Origin of the sequence: [Clostridium] hylemonae DSM 15053 (genome assembly GCF_008281175.1) — a bacterium.
Taxonomy (GTDB): Bacteria; Bacillota; Clostridia; order Lachnospirales; family Lachnospiraceae; genus Extibacter; species Extibacter hylemonae.
On the sequence record NZ_CP036524.1, the window covers coordinates 3,671,509 to 3,692,835 of the forward strand.

Sequence of the window (21,327 nt, forward strand, 5' to 3'; positions counted from 1 at the left end):
TAAAGCCTGGTACATCCGGGGCAGTTTTCCCCGCTCACTCCCGACGCTTTGTGCCGCGGCATTTCCGATAGGCCGCCAGGGAGGTGCAGCCCAGGAGGACCGCCACTATTATCACCAGCCAGGGCAGTATGTCTGCCGGATCGCCCGTCTGCGGGACAGTGTCCGAATTGATGGTGATATTCCTGGTATGAGGCGCGCCGTCCGCGGTGCGGGTCTCCGCCGTGCCCTTGCCTGGGATGGTAAACGCCGGTATCGGAATCTTGAAACCGCGGTCGCTCACATTGCCGTCCGCGTCCTTCACCACGATGTAAATGTCCTGGGCTCCGGCAGAGAGGGTGGTGAGACGGATCGTCTGAAGGCCGGTCCCACAGGCCGTGCCCCTGCCGGTGGTGTCGATGGCGGGCCGGGCCGCGCCGCTGTCCACCACGGCGTAGTAATACCGACCGGCCCTGCTGCTGGTGAAGGTAACGTTGGCCGCCGTATCGCTCGTACGGACAGCCGTGCCAGCTTTAAGGATGGGGGCCGTGGCGTTAAAGGCGGTAAACGTCCATCTGCCGAATTGGGCCATGCCTTTTCCACTGTCAAAAGCATCCGCGCTGTAGCCCGCGCCGCCGAAGGGGTAGTACACCGTGCCGGTGGTAGCGTTTGCCGCCATTGCGGATAATATATAGCTGCCGATGGCGGGGGCGTCTGCGCCGTAAAAGCGCAGGCTGGTGAGACTGGAGCATTCTTGAAACGCCCTATCGCCAAGACTTGTAAGGCCGGCGGGGAGACGCACTTCGGTGAGAGCGGCATTCTCCAAAAACGCACTGCCGCTGATGGTAGTGAGCCGGGCATAACCAGACAGGTCCAGCGTGCCGGTGAAGCCACAGTTTTGGAAGGCGTGATCGCCAATTTTGGTAAGACCGGACGGCAGCTCCGCCGCGGCCAGATTTCTGCAGCCCGAAAACAAGCCCGTGGGTATGACCGTCATTTGGGCCGGCAGCCTCGCACTGGAAAAGCCGCAGTCTCCGAACGCATCCTCTCCAACAGTGGTAAGGTTTGTCAGGCCGGACACGTCCAGACCTCCCGTGAACCCACAGTTAGAGAACGCATACGCTCCAATAGTGGTAAGGTTTACCAGGCCGGACACGTCCAGCCCTCCCGTGAACCCACAGTTTTTGAACGCATCCTCTCCAATAGTGGTAAGATTTGTCAGGCCGGACACATCCAGCCCTCCCGTGAACCCACAGTTTTTGAACGCATCCTCTCCAATAGTGGTAAGATTTGTCAGGCCGGACACATCCAGCCCTCCCGTGAACCCACAGTCATAGAACGCATACGCTCCAATAGTGGTAAGGTTTGTCAGGCCGGACACGTCCAACCCTCCCGTGAACCCACAGTCATAGAACGCATACGCTCCAATAGTGGTAAGGTTTGTCAGGCCGGACACGTCCAGCCCGTTCGCGGTGAGGTTTTTCCAACTCTTAAACACATTGTTATGAATCTGCACAAGATTCACCGCCCCGGTGATGTCCAGAGTGGTGGCCGCTGTTCCTCCTGCAAAGGCCCTTTCCGCAATCTCCGTCACCTTATAGGTGTTCCCGCCGCCATCCTGGACCGTAGCAGGGATAACGAGGGTGGCCTGCGCGCCGCCCGCTCCCCAGCCGGTCAGGGATACGGTGCGAAGATCCGCGCCACTTGTCAGCACCTTGTACTCAAGGCCGCCGGCCTCAAAGGTATCGGCTGACGCATCCCTATCGGTGGCGGCAGGGAGCGTCACGCCGACGGCTGTTTCCGCCTGTACGGCCGGCGTTCCGGTGTCCGAGTTGGATGCCCCGCCTCCGTCTTCCTCATAATCTGTCGGGACGTTTATTCTTACCGGCAGCCCGTCGCAGCTTTCATCATGCACATGGCCGCAGGGCGCCCCCTCCACAGCGGGGACATAGCCGCAGCTCCCGTCGTGAACATGGGTACAGCCGTCGTTTGCGGCAAAGGCCACAGCGGGCACATTTCCGCAGAAAAGAAGCGCCGCGCACAGCACAAAGCCCAACCGCTTTTTCGTTCTCATCTCAACTTTCATCATTTATCCTCCTTCAGGTCACCTTTTTTAGTTGCCGCGTAACTGCGCGGTGCCGTTGCGCGTATACAGACGGTCCAGGTCCGGGCGCCGGCCGCTTCGCAGGGAATCGAAAGACTGCCGGGGGCTATTGTCCCGCTCTTTTCCGCGGCTTCTCCGGAGGCTTTGTACAAGAGGGCGGACAGAGGGAATTGTTGTGCCTGTGTAACAGGCACAACAAGGGGGTACCCCCTTGTGATCAGATATTCGCCGCCCGGCTCGTTGCCCTCACGAAGAAAGCAAAACAGAAAGCCTGTAAAGACTTTCTGCGTGTATGGTTTATTCCGCTTTCATTTTACCATAAGAGGCGCAAAAAAGGGCGAAGGTTGAAAAATTTATACCTTCGTCCCTGCATGATTCCGTTTTTAACCGGCAGGCACGCAAAAAGCTCCCTGTAATGATGCTTCATCACTTGGAGCTTTTTGTTTTCCCGTTCACTTGGCATAAGCCGTTTTTTTCTTTATACTTCTTTATGGCTCACTGCCAAAAACGCTCATTTTTTTATTGATTATTCATTTTTATGATCTGGTTTACTGTAATAACTGAAGAACTCCCTGAGGAATCTGGTTTGCCTGTGCAAGCATAGCCTGAGAAGCCTGTACAAGAATGTTGTTCTTCGTGTAAGCCATCATCTCGTTAGCCATGTCAACGTCACGGATACGGCTTTCTGCTGCTGTCATGTTCTCTGTCGTTACACTTAAGTTGTTGATGGTGTGTTCCAGACGATTCTGGATCGCACCGAGGTCACCTCGTGTAGAGGATACCTGATTGATGGCACTCTTAATAAGGTCAACTGCAGCTTTTCCACCTTCTTGTGTGGAGATGTCAATTGCGCCTATTCCAAGAGAAGTCGAAGACATATTGCCTACTTTAACGGTCAATTGATTAAAAGAATCTGCCGTATCACCAATCTGAAGGGTAAGACCACCACCTGATGCAAGTCCTGCACCACCAGCCAGTGTAAATACACCTGCTGCTCCTGCTCCTTTAAGATCCGCATCTGACTTAGTTCCGTCGAATGATACTGTCATATCAGCGCCAGCTTTAGCCAGCATAGAGTTAATCTCAGAAGCGGTATAATTTCCGCCAGCCAAGTTGATTGTTACGTTGCCGTTGGCCAGAACAGTAACACCTTTTGCATTGCCAGTGGTATTGTCAAAAGTAAGGGTGTGGCCATCATTTCCACTTCCTGCTGTGTTGGCTGTAACGGTAATACCGTTTGCGGCATCAGTTGCACTGGAATTCTTAGCAGCAGCAACTACTGCAGCGTTAACCTGTACAACATCTGCTGCACCGTCAGTAGTACCAATCTTAATATCATTATCAATCGTTATCTTTAAGCCTGAAGCAGACTTCGGGAGAGTGGCATCATTGATAAGTTTATCAATATCAGCCTGTGTATATGTTTTATTTGCTTCCGCTTCCAGGGCAAGTGTAATATTACCGCTGGCATCTGCGGTGATTCCGGAAGCAGTTCCTTTTGCAACTGTCTTAACGGTTACTGTCTTGCCAGCTTCTAATCCCGAGAATGAGAAGTTAACCTGAGCATCAAAGTTACCGGCAGTTGCAGCTGTATTTGCAGCACTCGCAGCAGTAACTCCAGTTGTTCCACTTCCAAGGGAACCATCTAACAAGTTGATACCATTAAAGTTAGTGCCTTCAGAAATTCTGTCGATCTCATCTTTCAGAGACTGGATTTCTTTCTGCAGGTTTGCACGGTCTGTCTCATTGTCGTATGTACCATTGGCAGACTGGTCAGCCAGCTCTACCATACGGTTCAGCATAGAGTGAACTTCTGTAAGAGCACCTTCAGCTGTCTGTACTAAAGAAATACCGTCATTAGCATTCTTCTGAGCAGTCTCAAGACCTGTGATCTGTGCACGCATCTTTTCAGAAATAGCAAGACCAGCAGCGTCATCGCCTGCGCGGTTGATTCTGTAACCAGAAGATAACTTTTCAAGATTCTTTGATACAGCGCCATTATTGTTTGTTAAGTTGCGGTATGAATTCAAAGCCGCGATATTATGTTGGATTCTCATATATAATTCCTCCTTGAATTAGTTTTTCCCAGGGCTTCCCTGCCCTGTGCTGTTTCCCTTTGGTATAATATTTAATCATTGGGAAGGAATTATAAGTCGGAGGCATTTTATTGTAATATCGTGCATGACAATATTGTACGTTGGTATCAAAATCATAAACTTTTGAAGGGCAACCGTAATTTATTTATTAGTCATTAGTGCATAGAAAAACCACCCTTCAAAGTCTTGGCGGACTGGGTGGATTTTCAATTCATATTCAGGTCAACCACTTTGGCAGTTGTTCTTTGTGTCTATAATTTAACACATTTGATTTAAGCCTGCAAGTGATTATGAAATTAGCCTTTTGCCAGTTTGTGCTGGATAGCCAGTCTTGAAAATGGAGCGTAAAAATACATGCACTTAAAAGCCAGCCCCAAAACGGGCTGGCTTATTTGACAGTTTGTAATTACTGTAATAACTGAAGAACTCCCTGAGGAATCTGATTTGCCTGTGCAAGCATAGCCTGAGAAGCCTGTACAAGAATGTTGTTCTTCGTGTAAGCCATCATCTCGTTAGCCATGTCAACGTCACGGATACGGCTTTCTGCTGCTGTCATGTTCTCTGTTGTTACACTTAAGTTGTTGATGGTGTGTTCCAGACGGTTCTGGATCGCACCGAGGTCGCCTCGTGTGGAGGATACAGAGTTGATTGCGTTTCTGATCACGTCAACAGCTGCTTTCGCGCCAGCCTGTGTGGAGATATCTACACCGCTCAGTCCAAGTGCGCTTGTGCTCATATCGCCGATAGATACTGTGAGCTGATTAAAGCTTTCCGCTGTGTCACCAATCTGGAGTGTCAGGCCGTTTCCATTCGCTCCAGTTGTCGTGCCAGGCTTTAATTCAATGTCTGTAGTACCGTGTTTTACTGCACCTATTCCGGTCTTATTGTTGATCATTGAGATCATACTGTCAATGTTAGCCTCAGTTGGATTAGCAGCGGCAGTTTCAATATAATTAACATCTGATGCTAGTTTCGCTGCACCGTCTGCAGTAGCAAACGCAAACTTCTGACCATTTATCTCAAAGATATGATCCTCTGCATTTCCTGTTCCGTCATATGCAGTGAGCACTCCAGCACCTGTGTTCAGCCTATAGTATGCATCAGCACCAGGTGTATTGGCTACAGCACCGAAATCATTAGCTATCGCCCCAGTGGAATCTGATAATTTAGCAGAAAAGATTTCCAGTTTATCTCCGGCGCCTGCTGTTTTTGAAGCTATAGTGACAGCTCCGCCTGCAACTGATACTGTATAACCGTCTCCAAGTGCATCCTCAAATGCCTTCTGTAATACGGCTTCGTTATCAGCATGTGTAATATCTGCGTTTGCCGCTGTAAACTCTACGGTCTTCTTCTGAAGATTTCCATTAGCATCGCTAAATGTTACTTCCATAGTAGTCTTATCAGCCGTTGACAAAGCATTTGCGGAACCAGCTGCAATTGTTGTGCCAGCTGTAGTAGCCGCCTGTAATGTCAGTACACCTGGTTTTGAATCTAATCCAGAATATTTTACATCTACTGCTACATTTGCTTTAGAAGTGCTTCCAAGAGAACCATCCAGCAGATTAATACCATTAAAGTTAGTACCTTCAGAAATTCTATCGATCTCGTCTTTCAGGGACTGAATTTCCTTCTGCAAGTTTGCACGGTCTGTTTTGTTATCGTATGTACCATTGGCAGACTGGTCGGCCAGCTCTACCATACGGTTCAGCATAGAGTGAACTTCTGTAAGAGCGCCTTCTGCCGTCTGTACTAAAGAGATACCGTCCTGTGCGTTCTTCTGAGCAGTCTCAAGACCTGTGATCTGTGCACGCATCTTTTCAGAAATAGCAAGACCGGCAGCGTCATCGCCTGCGCGGTTGATCCTGTAACCGGAAGATAACTTCTCAAGGTTTTTAGATACAGCGCTATTATTGTTTGTTAAGTTGCGGTATGAATTCAGAGCCGCGATATTATGTTGGATTCTCATATATAATTCCTCCTTGAATTGATTTTTCCAGGGCTTCCCTGCCCTGTGCTGTTTCCCTTTGGTATAATATTTAATCATTGGGAAGGAATGATATATTATATTAATGTCATGCTATTTCATAGTATGATTTGTACAATAAAGTCTGTCTAAACTTTCGGCCAATTCTTTTTGACGATGTGGGTATAGATGACTATATATATTTAAGGTGGTCTCTACATTTTCATGACCTAGTCTCTCGGCTATCAGGACAGGGCTGACTCCTAATTCGATCAATAGACTTGCATGGCTGTGCCTCAGATCATGAATTCGTATTTTTTTAACCTTAGTATTTTCACATGCTTCATTCATGAATTTTGAAATATGGTATCTTGATATACCGGAAAAAATCCGCTCATCCATGCCACTGCCTTCTTTTAAGCTGAAATATTTTTGCAGTTGTTCGATTAGAAATGCAGGAAGTGCTATCACCCGAAAGCTTTTTGGAGTCTTGGGCGGCGTGATATAATCTGTTTTTCTAATTCTACGATATGATTTTCTCACGGTAACTGTACCTTTTTGCAAGTTAAAATCATCATAACTAAAAGCAAGCATTTCACCTATACGTACTCCGGTATAGTATAACAGAGAAAAAATAAGATACATCTCCATATTTTCTGAAAAATATTCAAGGAAAATATGAAATTCTTCTGGCTTCCAGAAGGTTTTCTGACCGGCCTGTTTTTTCCCCATGCTTCCGGCGGCAAGGCATGGATTAGACGGTAGGTTATAATAACGTACCGCATAGTTAAATACAGTAGATAACTGGTTATTCATTGCCTTTAGGTACGTACTGGAATAGTGTTTGCCATTGTTCATTTGCTGACCGCACATTATATTCTGCCATTCTCTAATTGCACCAGGATCGATCTGATTAATAGGAATATTTCCAAAGTAGGGAAGAATCTTTGTTTTAATTAAATTATCTTTTGTCAGTAAAGTTGAATCTCTCAATCTGTGTTTCATACTTTCAAAATAAGCGGAATATAGATCTGAAAAGCTCATATCCAGACTGCCCTCATGTTGATTGATAAATGAACGTTCCCATTCACGCGCGTCACGCTGCAGACGAAATCCGCCTTTTTTCTTCTGGCGGATCCTTCCAAGACTGTCCTTATAATAAAATTTACAGTACCATGTTTGTGAGCTTTGATTTAAATATGTTGGCATAAAATTTCTCTCCTTTTTGATTCTAAATGTATCCTTTTTCCTCCTTTTAGAAAATAGCAATTTGTACTGCCCTGGTACTTAAGATATTTTCCGGGTAATAAATATCGGTTGTGAATGACTGAAATAGAGGGATTTGTAAAATATCCACCAGTACTATCCTGGTACTAAATATTTATATCCCAGAAAGCCCCATTTTTGGGGGAAAAAATAAAAGTTTTTACAAATTCTCTAATTCCTTCTTATTTTTCTTTATTAATTGACGATAATCTAATTGAACATGATAAATAAGAATTTTCTTAATTTAATATTCTGGAAATGCCCTGTTTATCAACGTTTGACGCGTCAAGTAACAAATTTTACGGATTAATTTCCGGAACCTTTCTGTTATGCAGAAAGACATTTTTTAATCATTCCTTCCCTATGATTAAAAAACAAAACACTAAAGGGAAATCAAACAGGGCAGGGAAGCCCTGGTAAAATTAATTCAAGGAGGAATTATATATGAGAATCCAACATAATATCGCGGCTCTGAATTCATACCGCAACTTAACAAATAACAATAGTGCTGTATCTAAAAACCTCGAGAAGTTATCTTCCGGTTACAGGATCAACCGCGCAGGCGATGACGCTGCTGGTCTTGCTATTTCTGAAAAGATGCGTGCACAGATCACAGGCCTTGAGACTGCTCAGAAGAACGCACAGGACGGTATCTCTTTAGTACAGACAGCAGAAGGCGCTCTTACAGAAGTTCACTCTATGCTGAACCGTATGGTAGAGCTGGCTGACCAGTCTGCCAATGGTACATATGACAATGAGACAGACCGTGCAAACCTGCAGAAAGAAATCCAGTCTCTGAAAGATGAGATCGACAGAATTTCTGAAGGCACTAACTTTAATGGTATCAACTTGTTAGATGGTTCCTTAGGCGGTGCGACAGCTACTGCATCTGCAACTGTAAGCGGTTACCAGATCGGTGGATTGTCTACGGATGTTAAGGGAATCAAAATCACTTATGATGCAGGAACAACCGGAGATGCTCAGACTGCAGCAGTAGATGCTCTGGATGAAAATGGTATCTTAAACATTACTGTTTCTAACGATGGTACTACACTTTCTAATGCAGATTTAGAAGCAGCTTTAAAAAATGCCGGTTACAAAGACGCAAAGGTTACTGGTACAGGCACTAAAGTTGCTGCTGACGTAGCTAAAGTAGATACTACTAAAATTGACCCGACAGCTGCAACGATCGCCGGCACACGTGCCGACGGCTTTAAGATCAACTTTGCAAAAGGTGAGACTGGTCTTGCAAGCGTACAGATAACAGGAACAGCTGCGGATGGAGCGCACGGTGCAACAAATACTGATGGCGCCGTTGTGATCCAGCTTGACAATACGAAATCCTACACATCTACAGAAATCAACAAAATATTAAGCGATGCCGGCGCAGGCGCTATGACTGTAGAATTTTCAGGTTCAAAATTAGGAAGCGACATCGTAGCTGGTTTAGGACTTGGTGCTGCTCAGAATGTTACCGATGGTGTTGGTAAGCAGGGCGCAGGCCTCACACTCCAGATCGGCGATACAGCAGACTCTTTTAACCAGTTAACAGTTAAGGTTGGCAATATGTCTTCTACTTCCCTTGGAATTGGATCTATTGACATTTCCACACAGGAAGGCGGAAAGAATGCAGTTGACTTAATTAAGAAAGCAATCAACTCTGTATCCTCTACACGTGGTGACCTCGGCGCTATCCAGAACCGTCTGGAGCACACCATCAACAACTTAAGTGTAACGACAGAGAACATGACAGCTGCTGAAAGCCGTATCCGTGACGTTGACATGGCAAATGAGATGATGGCTTACACGAAGAATAACATCCTTGTACAGGCTTCTCAGGCTATGCTTGCACAGGCAAACCAGATTCCTCAGGGAGTTCTCCAGTTATTACAGTAAACACTTCTATTGATATTTATTTTATCAAGGATGTAAAATAGCAGGAAGGAAACCTGATAAACAGGCGGTTTCACCTGTCTAAAGTCTAAAACGGCGGCTTTGAAGATAAACTCTTCAAAGCCGCCGTTTATTTAAGCTGTAAAAAAGCAACGCATCTAAATGCAGCCTCATGGTTTTTACTGTTTGTTTTTTCCCTGCAGTCTTTTCTTTGCTTCTTTTATGGTTTCCCCGTCTTTGGTAAGGTATCGGTCTACAAAAGCATCCTCTATTTTCGTATAACCTCCAACAATTGTATCCTCTATTTTTCCAAATGTTCCTACAACTTTCTCAGCAATCTTTTCATTTACCTTTACAATTTTGGATCTCGCCATAATTACACACCTTTCCTTTTTATTCCTTTTCTCATTCCTTAATGCCTTTCCTCAGGGGAATCAAGCAGAGCAGAACGACAATGCGGCAAAACTGCTTTTCTTCATACAAATCACCTCCATAAATTATTAAACCAACAGTTGTTGGTCCTTTGTGAGTTTAGTATAATGGTATCAGGCAGCAGAAACAATCATCAATATGTACACAAGTGTTGGAATAATAAAAGAGGGGTATCATGAACATAAAAAATAATCGGCGCCGGCGGGAATCTATTGAACGGATAGAAAAGGTTTTTATTGAATTGCTGCAGACAAAGGAGCTTCACGAAATATCCGTTTCAGACATCTGCAAACGGTGCGAATTAAACCGCAGCACTTTTTACGCTAATTATTCAGATATTTATGAACTGGCAGACAAACTAAGAGAAGCTTTAGAAAAAGAAGTAAACCTGCTGTATGAAGCAGAGACGACGCAGAAGTTTAACAGTAATGATTATCTAAGACTGTTTCGCCATATCAAAGAAAATCAACTCTTTTACCGCACTTACTTTAAGCTCGGTTATGATGATCAATTCAAGCTCAAGTATTATGACGTTCATCAGGCAAAGCAAGATTTTGATAATCGACATATTGAATACCATATCGAATTTTTCAGAAGTGGATTTAATGCGATCGTGAAAAAATGGCTTGCAGGCGGCTGTAAAGAAACACCGGAAGAAATGGACGAAATTATCCGCAGCGAATATCAGGGACGCGTTTCATTACAATAGACACGAAGGTGCCGGCGCGGGAGGGAAAGACAGCGCGCCGGCCCTGTTTTTCAATTTATGGCTTAGTTCCAGGCATCAAACTGACGATATATAATATAGAAGGAACAAGACACAGCGCACAGCGAAGTACCTATGGAAATCGATTCTCACAGGAGGTTCATATGGGTATTATTAATAAAATCACGCAGTCCCCTGCAGTCACTCATACGGAGCCGGCATCTGCTGCCCGGAAGGAACGTACGTCCTCTTCTGTCTCTCAGACCGGTCCTGCGCAGCCAAATGACCATGCGGACTTATCTGCAGAATGGACATATACCGACGATACCAAAGCATTGGTCCGGCAGATGCTTTCTTCCCTGCAGGAGAAATATCCCGGCATCGGCATCTTCATAACAGGAGAACTTGACAAGGATAGTCTGCGCAATGCGGCCGCGTCTCTCGGTGAAGGAAGTTATCTTCTTCTCTCTGATTCATTTCTCCAAAAGATGCAGAACAGCCAGGAGGACTATGAGAAAGGAAAATCAATCCTTGTACAGCTGCTGAACCGCCTTTCTTCCTCCGAAGCCCCCGGGCAGGCACAAGGCTTTTATGCCGCAGGACAGGAGACACTTTACTGGACGGCGGAAGCATCCGCAGATAAATCGGGTCAGGTTCAAAAGGAGCAGAATACAAACGCGTTCTCATGGAACGGAACAAGTCAGGACAGTTCCGATATTTCAAAGACCATTTACAGTAAATCGGGAAAAGTATCCCTCAAGGTCATCTCACACTCGTACAATAATCTTGCGGGCGCCAGGACAAAGGGACAGGTACAGACTGTCATGTCCCGGGCCAGGCGTGATATCGCTAATCTCCGTCTTGCTGCCAGCTTCGGGGACAGTGAAGAACGTATGAAAGCCAGAACGGCCATTTCATCCATGCAGAAGCTGCTCCAGAGAGGCGGCCGTAAGATCCGCCGCCTGAATGAAGCAGAGCTGACTGCTCTCCGCCAGAAACGGGCACAGAAGCGTCAGGAAGACTCCCGTGCCCTTAAGCTTAAGCTGGAACGGAAGAAAATGGAGACGAGAAGGCGGACGGCAGATGCATGTATCCGGAAGGAAGGACAGCTTGAAGAACTCAACCAGTCTTTCCGCTTCCGCAGATATAACCGGTATGATCCTGATGAAAAGCCAGAAAATGTTCCCAATATACCGGAACTTTCACTTCCGCAGGATATCCCCGCTATGCAAAATGCCGATGTCCCGGCTTTGACAGCCGCTGACATCAGCATTTCATCCGTACCTGTTGATTTTTAATACATGCCCGCCTGTTATTTTCCATCTATAGCATGGATATGCGACGCAATTTTTTTGTCTTCTGTTCTGATATGAGATATGAGGATTCCTATGAGCCTGTTCACTTCTGCAAGGGATGCGATATCTGCATCCTTTGACAGGAGTTCTTTACCGGCATTGTCTATCTGCGTCATATACCCCTGATGGAACTTGTGGTGTGCGTCATATCCCGGGTATTTGTACTGCTTCTGCAGACTTTCTTCATCATTAAAATGCTTCTTTACATAATCCATGAGGAATTTGACCGATGACTCTATCTGAGCCCTGCCCTTTCCCTGTGCGCACGCATCCTGAAGGTTATTCACCATCTGGAACAACTGCCTGTGTTCTGAATCGATCAGTACGTTTCCAGTTTCCAGTTCTTTTGTCACTTCGTATTTCATTTTAAATCTCCTTTTTATTATCATATTAGAATATTATCTTTTCAAATTCTTCGTCGCACATAGGTTTTGAATAGTAGAATCCCTGTGCACATTCACAGCCGTACTTTTCAAATTTTGCGATATCCTCCATCGTCTCCGCGCGCTCGGCTACCGCCCTTATCCCAAGGTCCCGCAGCATCCGGAATACGTTGCGCACAAATATCTTCTCCCGTCTGTCCGCGTCTCCTCCCGGAAAGAAGGAAGGATTTACCTTGATCATGTCGATCGGCACATAGCGCAGCACATTGAGGGAAGAATACTCTGTAGCCGCAAATTTATCCATTGATATCTGAATTCCGTAATCTCTAAGCTCATTGATCGTATGTATCAGTTCTGAATCCAGCTCCGTGACGATAATGCTTTCTTCTATTTCTAAGATAAGAAGCACTCCCGGTATGTCGTACCGCTTTACAATATCGAGCACCTTCGGCAGAAAGTCTTCTCTGTGAAGATTAAGCTTGGATACATTGACCGTGATCGGAACCGTCACGAGCTCCTCTTCGATCCAGTTCTTTATTTTCTTGCACGCCTCTTCCAGCATGTACAGGTCGAGATTGAGGATAAGTCCCTGTTTTTCAAGAACCGACAGGAATTCATTGGGAGTAAGGATCCCCCGCTCCGGGTGATTCCATCTTGTCAGAAGCTCCGCCCCCACAGGCGTCCCCGTCTTCAGCTCATATATGAGCTGGTAATAAGGAATAAATTCCCGGTTTTCCCAGCCCCTTTTCACTTCCCTGCTCAGGCTGTCCAGCAGTCTCCAGTTCGGATCTCCCGCCCCGTTATACACTTCACCTCTCGTGCTGTTGCCGTTTCCGATCTGCTTCAGCTTGAGGAGCATATTGTCAAGGATGATCTTGATATCCGGTATGTACGACTTGTCAAAATCGAGAAAATAAACAATATATGTAAATGTATAATGATTGCTGTATACAATATCCTCATCCCGGAAGTTGACTTCTTCCATCTTCTTGACCTGCTCCTGCAGCCCTGCAAGAAACGTATCACGCTCGCCGTACGGCGTTATCACCGCGATCAGGTCCATCTGCAGCGAGTACGCCTTCCCCCCCGAACGCTCTGCATAGTCGGCGATAAGTCCGCTTAAGATCTTTACGATGGTCTCGATCATTTCCATTCCAAATATCGTGTTCAGATGATTGAACCTGTTCAATTGAATAATGACGAGAACTTCGTTTGCCATCTCAGCCACATCCGAATATTCTTTTTCCAGAAGTTCCCGGCTGCCAAGCCGCTGAACGCCTTCCGGGCTGTCCGGTGTTTCTTTTGCCGGCTTCTGGCGTTCGGCCGTTCCTGATTTAAAAAAATTAATCATTGCTATCTTTCCCTTCTGTTATCACGTCTATATTTCCGCCTACAAGATATATCTTTGTCCGGCCGAAGCGTTCGTGCCGGTTGCGGAAGGGGGCGCTGTTCAGCTCGATATATATGTTGGAGTGAAGTACCTCCATGGCTCTGACCATACGGTTCTGCCTGTTCCATTCCTGTATTTTCATGAGCCGCTCCTGCCATTGTTCTATATGCTTATCCAGGTATTTGATCAGATAGGCGACCCTTACCACGACGATCCTCCATCCAGCGTCATCCATCCCTTCCTTCTGCTCCAGCACTTTGGACAGTTCATTGATCATGCTGCTCGCTTCCTTGACCTGCAGCGTAAAGTTCTTCCGCTTCCGGTCCTCGCCGACAGACGGAAAAAGCCTGAGCGCCGTGTATACATTGGCCTCATTTCCGATCTCATCCGCTTCTATCTTATTTCCGGCCCAGTATTCGCCGCCGACAAGCCTGCCTCTCCTTCCGAACACGAGCATACTCTCCCAGCACTCTACCTTGCTGTTCATAACGACATCCGCGTACACATTCCCCTTCACAAGAACCTCTGCATTCTCTATAAACTCTGCCCTTATGTCTTTGCCCGCCGCCAGTGATTCACGCCCGGCGCCTTTCATGCCATTTCTGAGGATAATATTTCTGCCCGCCTCCAGACTGCCTTCCACGAGTCCGTCCACTATAACGTCATCCGTCGCCGTTACCTTGAATCCGGCCTGCACATCCCCGGAAATGTATACGGAACCGATAAAGTCTATATTACCGGTCTTGCCGTCAACATTTTCAAGCTGAAGATATTTACAGACATGGATCACCCCGTCCTCCTCTACGGGAAAACCGTCACAGGACGCATATATTCTTTTCTTATCCGCCGACAGCAGCGTGTTCATCCCAGCCGAGACATTCGCGCTCCTGCCTTCAATTCCGGGAATGATACTGCCGTCCAGCCCTCTCCCTTCTTTTCCGCGCGTAGGAGGGATGATCTCGCATAACAGATCTCCCTTGTTGATCGTCTTTACGTAGTCCAGTGATTTATAATCTGCTTTGCCCTCCGCATCTATCTTCGGCGCCAGGCTGAAGTCTTTATTAAAATGATAGATAACTTTTCCGTCTTCGCCGGCTTCGGGACGCTCCCCCTGCGCTATACGGAACCGCTTTTCGTATATGGGGCGCTCCACAAGACGGCGGATGTAGGATTCTTTAACGCCGTACGTAACGCCCTTTTTGATGAGCAGCTTCCAGATATCATTCTCTGTCAGCGGTTTCTCTCCGGGACCGGGCCGGTGCAGTATCAATTTGAGCTCCATTCCGTCATCGGTCTCCACGAAGCTGCTGCGTCCGTCTTCCCGCTCCTGCGTGTTGCTCATTCCATAGAAAAGCGCCCGGATACTGTCCTGCTCTTTCTTCTTCTCTCTGCGGATCTCTTCCCACTGCGAGCCGCGCTCCAGCATTTTCTGAAGATATACTTTCCAGCCTTCACGGAGCAGTCCTTCAAATGTGATCCCCGCCAGATACGGGTCTTCAAGCTGAGACCGGATAAATTCCTTATCCGGCCGCATTCCAAAATAATTTCTTTTTTTCAGATATTGTTCTAATTCTTTATAAGTTACTTTTACCTCATCCACTGTGCATACCTTCACTCTATATCCTAATTATTTAAAGCGTTTTTTTAACAGCCATATAAGTGCGGCGGCGGACAGAAAGATTCCTGTGACCGCGTAAGTCAGCGGCGCTTTGTCCCCTGTGAGGATCTTCTTAAGCCCGTTTGCCGCGTCTGTCAGCGCCTGCACCGCTGAATCCAGCGTACCGTCTCCGGAACCTGACGTACCGCCGGCTCCTCCGGACGAGCCTGTGCCGCCCGTCTGTTTCCCCTCCCCGGATGCTTTGGCCGCGGCGGCAGCCGCCTTCCACTGAGCAGTCAGCGTCATGTCTCCCGCAACTGTATCCTGGGCAAAATTCCAGTCTCCGCCCTCGGAGCTCTTCCATCCTGTCAGCACATACCCTTCTCTGACAGGCGCCGCCGGTTCTGGAATGAGGGAACCGTACGGAAGTTTCTGGGCAGCCGGTCCTCCCGTGCCTCCCGCGGCGTCAAACGTCACCGTATATGTATTCGGTTTCCATTTGGCATAAACAGTTGTATTGCCGTCTACAAAATCTTCTTCAAAATCCCACGCGGTCTTGTATTCTGCGTCTTTAAACCACCCTCCGAACACACAACCGTCATGTTCCGGCGCCTCCGGCGCCTCCAGCAGGCTTCCCCAGGGCAGTTCCTTATCTTCTATCTCCGTTCCCCCGTATGTCTCAAAATGGACTTTGTACAGCGTATCAGACCAGTAAGCATAGAGATCCGTGTCTCCGGTCACCTTGTCCCTTTTAAATACCCACTGATGTTCTTTCTGCCAGTCAGGAGCAGTGAACCAGCTGCTGAGTGTCTTATGCGGAATGGCCTTGTCCGGTTTCGCGATATAATCTCCCACCTGGTATACCTTTGTGTACGTGGTGACTTCCTCTTCCTGGCTGTCCTTGTCCTCACGGTAGTGCAGTCTTACGGTGAACTTTTCCAGCTCCCACGCCGCATAGATGGTCATATCCCGGTCTACATACTCGCTCTCCGGGGCAAAGGCTTCTGTCAGCCCCGGGTCCTTGAACCAGCCGGTAAGTTCGTATCCGGTACGCTTCGTCTTAAGCAGCTCTTTATCTACATAAGTTCCATACGTCACCGGTACCGGATCCAGCGGTGTTCCCCCGTTCGTCTCAAAGGATAACGTATATACATCAGGGATCCAGCCGGCATACAGATTCATGTCACCCTTCACCGTATCGGTGCCAAAGTTCCACGGCGTTTTATCCTCCGCCTCCAGATCAGCATACCAGTCGTCAAATTCATAGTGCTCTCTCACCGGATCATTTTCAGGTCTTGTGATCTTCTCCCCGAAATGGACTCCCTGCACAGGCGGGATATTGTTTTCTTCATCTCCGTCGTATGTGACAAACGTCACCGTATATTCATCCCACGTCCAGTACGCATACAGATCCAGCTGCTCGTCCGCGGGCTCTGCTCTCATATCGGCAAACTTCCATTCGCTCTCTGACGCATGATCAGGCGAGGTAAACCACCCGTTCAGCGTATACCCGTCACGGTGCTTTGTCTCCTCCAGACTCTCCAGCATATCTCTGTCAAGAAAATCTCCGTACCTGATGTCTTCTGTGGGAGTCACCGCCACCTCTTCCCCCGGATGCTCTGCGTGCTCCGGCTCATATGTGACATGCAGCGTAACATCGAGGAGATTGCCCTCCCAGCCGGCATACAGTACCATGTCACCGGTCACCGTATCTGCGTCAAAGTCCCAGAGGTGAGTATGCTCTTCATCCGTAAACCAGCCGAGGAAATCATAATGCTCCCGGGCAGGTTCCGCAGGTGCGGATATGTTCTCCCCATAATAGATACCACTCTGATCCGGCGGCGGATTCTCATCGCCTGCGTATGTATGGAAGGACACGGTATACTCATCCCGCTGCCACTGTGCATAAAGCGTTACAGGCTCTTCAACCAGAGTCGCTCCTGCCTCCCCGGAAAATATCCAGTCCGTCCCGTTTCCGTTCACATCTGTATTCCAGCCGAGGAATGTATGCCCCGGCCACGCGTCATCCGTCTCCGGATATGCAGGGGCCTGTACGGTACGGTTGAATACGACCTGCTGCATTTTCTCATTATCTGGAAGCTCCGGTGCGTCCGCAGGGGTCTCAAATTTCACATCATAGACTTCTGCTTCCCACTGTGCTTTAAGACTCACGTCTTCTGTCAATGGTTCATCCATGCCCCACAGCTTTCCTGCCGGCGTGCGCCAGCCGGTTATCTTATGCCCTTTTTTGGTAAACACGTCATCCAGCCCGTCCGCGCCGTACTGCGTCTCCAGGGTACTGCCGTAAGGCACCTGTTTGGGAATCTCTTCCTGAGGAGCGGCGTCCTTATCCCCAGGGTTCAGCACTGCATAGCATGTCTTCTGCCTCCACTTCGCGTACAGGTGGAATTCGCCGTCCGGGTCGATAAGCTCTGTACTGAAATCCCACTTCTTCGCCGGTCTGTCGTCCGTATACCACCCTTCTACTACATACTCCGTAGTCAGTTTATCTGTCCGCTTTGGCTTGGAAGCCGACGGCTCGTCGATCGTATTGCCGAAACCGACAGCCAATGTCGTCGGTGTCACCATTTCTCCTGCATCCGTATCCACATGAAAGGTAACGATCGTGGTCTCTGCCCCCCAGCCGGCATAGAGCGTCATCTTCGCGCCTTTCGCCGTGTCGGAATCAAAGTCCCACTCCTGGGTACAAGCCTTGTCCTTATACCAGTTCGTAAAACGGTAACCGGCCCGCAGCGGCTTCTCGTCCGGCCTGCTCACAAGCCATGTCGCCGGAACGGTCGTCTTTCTCGGCCAGCCTGTGATCTCTTCTCCTCCGGCATTCGGATCAAATGTGACCGTACAGTCCTGAAGCCATACTGCCGTAAGGACTGTCGTCGCCTTTGTAAGCTGCGTACCGCCAGCGCCGAATTCCCACCGTTTTCCATCATCTGTCTGCCAGTACACGAGTGTATAACCCTTATTAATATCACTGCCCGGCTTCCAGCTGTCTGCTTTTTCTATCGTATCCTTATATGCGTACCCGTCCTTTGTCATTACGTTCTGGTTACCTGACCGGTAGATGACCGTACAGGAATCCGGTTTCCATGTAGCATATAACGTCATGTTGTCCCTAACGACCTGGTCTCTGTCGAAATTCCACTTGTCGGAGTCTTCCGCAGAATCCTGTATCCGGTACCAGCCGAGCAGTGTATGCGCGTTCCGCTCTACATCTGCATTCCCAGGCGCTCCGGTTATCAATTCACCATATTTCACTTTTTTACTGCCGTCAAAGATAAGCTTCTCATTCTCTGTCTCATGGAATGTGCCGCCGTTTGCGTGGAATATGACTGTATACGCGACTTCCTGGTCTTTCAGATTCCGAAGTGCGGCAAAGGTATTGCCGGCCCCGGTGAGGTTATAACTGTGCCGCGCCGGCGCAGCCGCGTCTACAAGAAGGTGAGAAGACTGTACGTTTCCGTCAGTTCCGGGAAAATATGAGACATATTCTCCGCCGTCCGCCGTAGTCGACACGGCAAAGGAACGGTGTCCCGCCGGAAGAGTCATCGGATACTTCTCTGTCCTCTTATTTTTATTTTCTGCCTGTATGTTAGTCGGCGCATCCATGGAAACCGGCGTCTCGAGCGTGCCCTGCAGGATCTTGTTTGATATGGAAGAAACTTTTACATTGCATGCCGATTCCTGATCGCTGTATACATGCAGCCTTGCCTCCCCGTCTACCTTGAGCGTGCCGCCCTGCGCATTATCGGTTCCGCTTATGCCGTCTGCTCCCGCGCCGCCGGTGACATCCAGCACGCCTGCACCAGTAATGTTTAGCGTCGCTCCCGGTTCCAGCGTGATCCCCGGCATGTAGCCACTGCCGGACACAAGTGTATCGTCTGTGCCGAGCACGAGTGTGACCGTCGCTCCCGCTTCTATATAAATGCCGCTTTTCTTTGGGGCATCCGGCGTCATGTTTATCTTCATCCCCTGTACCTGAATAGTCGCAGACGCGCCGCTTTTTACGCGGATACCATACTCTCCCGTGTTCCCTGTCACGGTAAACTGTTCGTCTCCCTTCGTTCCGGTGGAAACAACGGTATCCAGCTTATTTTTCTGCTCATAGTCACCGTTTTCCGACAGCGTAATATCCCCTTCTGATATGTCAAACGCCCCCGGCACAGCTCGAACGCTGGAAGCAGTGAGCCTCTCAGACAGCATCACCTGACGTAAGTCCGTTTTTCCCTCCGCCGCATCTTTCAGCGCGCGCAGCGCCGGAGTATCACCCTGCACCAGTTCAATACTTTCCTGCCCGGCGGGGGGCGCGTCTTCCTGTCCGCTCTTATCTATGTTGCCGCCGGATTCTTCTTGCTCCTTGGCCGTCCCGTCCTCCTGCGCCTTCTGATCGTCATTGCCGGTCTCAGCCGCGTTTTCATCCACATGGATCCCGACCGCCAGCGCCTCCCCGGCGCCGGCCGTAAATACAAGTGCGGCGATGGCTCCTGCCATCAATAGTATTTTTAACTTCCTGAAGTTTTTCTTTCCCATATTTCTCACCTTCACTGCATCCGGGCAGCTCCTGTCCTAATCCGCCTCAAATACACTTTCTCCCCGCCGTTCATAGTCCTCGGACATCCTCACCATCGTCTCAAACTTTTCTATCAGAATCGATGAGATACTTACCGCCCTCTGGTAAATAGAATCCAGCATGTACTCCTTGCCATTCTTGATGGCCGTTACCGCCTCATCTCCCAGCTCATGCAGCTCCTGATGCGGCTTCTCTACACTTCCCCATATCTTCAGTATATCTGACTTCTGAGGATTGATCGTATAGTAGAAATGTCCGAATCCACATTTCCTCGGATTAGCCTGAAGCGGCACGATCTCCTTTGTATCTGCTATACTCTTTAATGTGGCGACCCATGTCCGGTGCGCGGAGATCGCCGATTTCATGGATTCGATAAAAATACGGTTATCCAGCCGGTAGAATATATCCTTGTTCATCTTGCCGATGATCTCCGTGCTCGTCTCCATCTTTTCTTCCAGTGTCTGTATCGGCCGTATGACTTTCTCAAGCAGTACATGGTTCAGATCTTCAAGGCTCTGAGTCATCTTAAGCAGGCTGTCTGTCTCTCTCCCGAGATGCTCCATATTCTGGCTCGTCTCATTGATAGAACTGCTGATCTCTTCACTTGTAGCCGCCACCTTGGCGATATTGTCGACGATCTGGTTGATCTCCCGGCCGCTGCCTTCGTTGCGCTCCACCACCTCGGAGACACCTTGTTCTACCTTTTCCAGTGAGTCCACCGTTGTGTTCACACTCTTTACACTTCTGGCCGACGCGATCGTAATATTCTCAAGAGACTTTTCCATATCTTTGATCATCACATTTGTAGCCTCATACAGCTTGTGGATCTCACCGGCAACGACGCCGAATCCCTTACCTGCCTCGCCGGCCCTTGCCGCTTCCACCGACGCATTCAGAGAAAGGAGGTTGATCTGATTGGATATACTGTTGATGCTCCCCACCGCACGCTTCACGTCATCGATCTTCCGCTGCAGTTCTGCCATATCCTGCTTCATTGTCTTAGATTCAACGGACACAACGGAACACGTCTCCTGCATTCCGGCCAGCGCCGCCTTGTTCTCATTCAGGCTTTCCAGCACATGAGCTGAATTATCGGACACCTCGGCCAGCGTATTTGACAAATTTTCATGTTCTGCCATTATCATGGCCGTATGGTTGGATGTGGAAGATAAATCCGCCTGAATATTTGCCCCGACTGAGCCTATCTTTTTGCCATACTTTATTATCCTGTCGCTTTTATCACCCAACTCCAGGTTCAGACTGCTCATCTGGAGTGAAGCATGAAGATTGATGTCAGCAATCGTCTGAAACGCTTTCCTTCCTTCTGTTATCCGTGCGATGATTTTTCTGATTTTATCTGAGCGTGTCCTGGATAATTCCAGCGTATCCAATGCTTTTTCATCTTTTCTTCCCATAACCGTTCCTCCTCATGTGTAATTAAACATTCTTATTAAATATATATCGGCACAAATACTGTAGAAATAAATGATTGTCTCTATTTTGTTCGGGTTTGCAGAGAATATTTTTGCAGCATATACAGCAGAAAAAACGGGGCATAACAGCACTATCATAAAAACAGCA

13 protein-coding genes are annotated in these 21,327 nt (G+C 48.2%); 3 read left to right on the forward strand and 10 right to left on the reverse strand.

What is annotated here, in order from left to right; translation table 11 throughout:
• Nucleotides 1-34 precede the first annotated feature (34 nt).
• The 4 genes from LAJLEIBI_RS17260 to LAJLEIBI_RS17280 all read right to left on the reverse strand — a co-directional run bounded on the left by LAJLEIBI_RS17260 (nucleotide 35) and on the right by LAJLEIBI_RS17280 (nucleotide 7,348).
• Nucleotides 35-2,065, reverse strand: coding sequence for a leucine-rich repeat domain-containing protein (locus LAJLEIBI_RS17260; RefSeq protein WP_149301994.1), 2,031 nt, complete (start codon nucleotides 2,063-2,065; stop codon nucleotides 35-37).
• Between the two features lie 563 nt (nucleotides 2,066-2,628).
• On the reverse strand, nucleotides 2,629-4,137 hold the full coding sequence (locus tag LAJLEIBI_RS17270; protein ID WP_147570508.1) for a flagellin N-terminal helical domain-containing protein: 1,509 nt from the start codon (nucleotides 4,135-4,137) through the stop codon (nucleotides 2,629-2,631).
• Nucleotides 4,138-4,582: 445 nt separating this feature from the next.
• A complete protein-coding gene (locus LAJLEIBI_RS17275) occupies nucleotides 4,583-6,142 on the reverse strand; it encodes a flagellin N-terminal helical domain-containing protein (RefSeq protein ID WP_040435102.1) in 1,560 nt (519 codons plus the stop codon).
• Between the two features lie 111 nt (nucleotides 6,143-6,253).
• Nucleotides 6,254-7,348: a site-specific integrase gene (locus LAJLEIBI_RS17280; RefSeq protein ID WP_040435101.1), complete on the reverse strand. Its 1,095-nt coding sequence runs from the start codon at nucleotides 7,346-7,348 to the stop codon at nucleotides 6,254-6,256.
• 501 nt (nucleotides 7,349-7,849) lie between these two features.
• On the opposite strand from LAJLEIBI_RS17280, the gene LAJLEIBI_RS17285 reads away from it, so the two are divergent.
• A complete protein-coding gene (locus LAJLEIBI_RS17285) occupies nucleotides 7,850-9,301 on the forward strand; it encodes a flagellin N-terminal helical domain-containing protein (protein ID WP_147570509.1) in 1,452 nt (483 codons plus the stop codon).
• 176 nt (nucleotides 9,302-9,477) lie between these two features.
• Here the strand turns inward: LAJLEIBI_RS17285 and LAJLEIBI_RS17290 are convergent, their stop codons facing one another.
• On the reverse strand, nucleotides 9,478-9,672 hold the full coding sequence (locus tag LAJLEIBI_RS17290) for a hypothetical protein (protein WP_006443449.1): 195 nt from the start codon (nucleotides 9,670-9,672) through the stop codon (nucleotides 9,478-9,480).
• Nucleotides 9,673-9,905: 233 nt separating this feature from the next.
• Between LAJLEIBI_RS17290 and LAJLEIBI_RS17295 the strand changes: the two genes are divergently transcribed.
• Both LAJLEIBI_RS17295 and LAJLEIBI_RS17300 read left to right on the forward strand, forming a co-directional pair.
• Nucleotides 9,906-10,439, forward strand: a complete 534-nt coding sequence (locus tag LAJLEIBI_RS17295; RefSeq protein ID WP_006443451.1) for a TetR/AcrR family transcriptional regulator — start codon at nucleotides 9,906-9,908, stop codon at nucleotides 10,437-10,439.
• 161 nt (nucleotides 10,440-10,600) lie between these two features.
• Nucleotides 10,601-11,734, forward strand: a complete 1,134-nt coding sequence (locus LAJLEIBI_RS17300) for a hypothetical protein (RefSeq protein WP_006443452.1) — start codon at nucleotides 10,601-10,603, stop codon at nucleotides 11,732-11,734.
• Between the two features lie 14 nt (nucleotides 11,735-11,748).
• On the opposite strand, the gene LAJLEIBI_RS17305 is transcribed toward LAJLEIBI_RS17300, so the two are convergent.
• From LAJLEIBI_RS17305 to LAJLEIBI_RS17325, 5 genes are read right to left on the reverse strand one after another with little or no spacing between them, the layout of a single operon-like run.
• Nucleotides 11,749-12,156: a bacteriohemerythrin gene (locus LAJLEIBI_RS17305; protein WP_040435103.1), complete on the reverse strand. Its 408-nt coding sequence runs from the start codon at nucleotides 12,154-12,156 to the stop codon at nucleotides 11,749-11,751.
• A gap of 25 nt (nucleotides 12,157-12,181) precedes the next feature.
• Nucleotides 12,182-13,525, reverse strand: coding sequence for an EAL domain-containing protein (locus LAJLEIBI_RS17310; RefSeq protein ID WP_006443454.1), 1,344 nt, complete (start codon nucleotides 13,523-13,525; stop codon nucleotides 12,182-12,184).
• Nucleotides 13,518-15,179, reverse strand: coding sequence for a DUF342 domain-containing protein (locus tag LAJLEIBI_RS17315; RefSeq protein ID WP_040435104.1), 1,662 nt, complete (start codon nucleotides 15,177-15,179; stop codon nucleotides 13,518-13,520). Before LAJLEIBI_RS17315 ends, LAJLEIBI_RS17310 begins: the two co-directional genes overlap by 8 nt.
• A 12-nt stretch (nucleotides 15,180-15,191) precedes the next feature.
• A complete protein-coding gene (locus tag LAJLEIBI_RS17320) occupies nucleotides 15,192-19,706 on the reverse strand; it encodes an InlB B-repeat-containing protein (protein ID WP_006443456.1) in 4,515 nt (1,504 codons plus the stop codon).
• Between the two features lie 36 nt (nucleotides 19,707-19,742).
• Nucleotides 19,743-21,161: a methyl-accepting chemotaxis protein gene (locus tag LAJLEIBI_RS17325; RefSeq protein WP_006443457.1), complete on the reverse strand. Its 1,419-nt coding sequence runs from the start codon at nucleotides 21,159-21,161 to the stop codon at nucleotides 19,743-19,745.
• Nucleotides 21,162-21,327 lie beyond the last annotated feature (166 nt).

What these genes read in the sequence shown, in the direction of transcription:
- LAJLEIBI_RS17260 (WP_149301994.1), bottom strand. Translation starts at nt 2,065, where the DNA reads ATGATGAAAGTTGAGATGAGAACGAAAAAGCGGTTGGGCTTTGTGCTG.
- LAJLEIBI_RS17270 (WP_147570508.1), bottom strand. Translation starts at nt 4,137, where the DNA reads ATGAGAATCCAACATAATATCGCGGCTTTGAATTCATACCGCAACTTA.
- LAJLEIBI_RS17275 (WP_040435102.1), bottom strand. Translation starts at nt 6,142, where the DNA reads ATGAGAATCCAACATAATATCGCGGCTCTGAATTCATACCGCAACTTA.
- LAJLEIBI_RS17280 (WP_040435101.1), bottom strand. Translation starts at nt 7,348, where the DNA reads ATGCCAACATATTTAAATCAAAGCTCACAAACATGGTACTGTAAATTT.
- LAJLEIBI_RS17285 (WP_147570509.1), top strand. Translation starts at nt 7,850, where the DNA reads ATGAGAATCCAACATAATATCGCGGCTCTGAATTCATACCGCAACTTA.
- LAJLEIBI_RS17290 (WP_006443449.1), bottom strand. Translation starts at nt 9,672, where the DNA reads ATGGCGAGATCCAAAATTGTAAAGGTAAATGAAAAGATTGCTGAGAAA.
- LAJLEIBI_RS17295 (WP_006443451.1), top strand. Translation starts at nt 9,906, where the DNA reads ATGAACATAAAAAATAATCGGCGCCGGCGGGAATCTATTGAACGGATA.
- LAJLEIBI_RS17300 (WP_006443452.1), top strand. Translation starts at nt 10,601, where the DNA reads ATGGGTATTATTAATAAAATCACGCAGTCCCCTGCAGTCACTCATACG.
- LAJLEIBI_RS17305 (WP_040435103.1), bottom strand. Translation starts at nt 12,156, where the DNA reads ATGAAATACGAAGTGACAAAAGAACTGGAAACTGGAAACGTACTGATC.
- LAJLEIBI_RS17310 (WP_006443454.1), bottom strand. Translation starts at nt 13,525, where the DNA reads ATGATTAATTTTTTTAAATCAGGAACGGCCGAACGCCAGAAGCCGGCA.
- LAJLEIBI_RS17320 (WP_006443456.1), bottom strand. Translation starts at nt 19,706, where the DNA reads ATGGGAAAGAAAAACTTCAGGAAGTTAAAAATACTATTGATGGCAGGA.
- LAJLEIBI_RS17325 (WP_006443457.1), bottom strand. Translation starts at nt 21,161, where the DNA reads ATGGGAAGAAAAGATGAAAAAGCATTGGATACGCTGGAATTATCCAGG.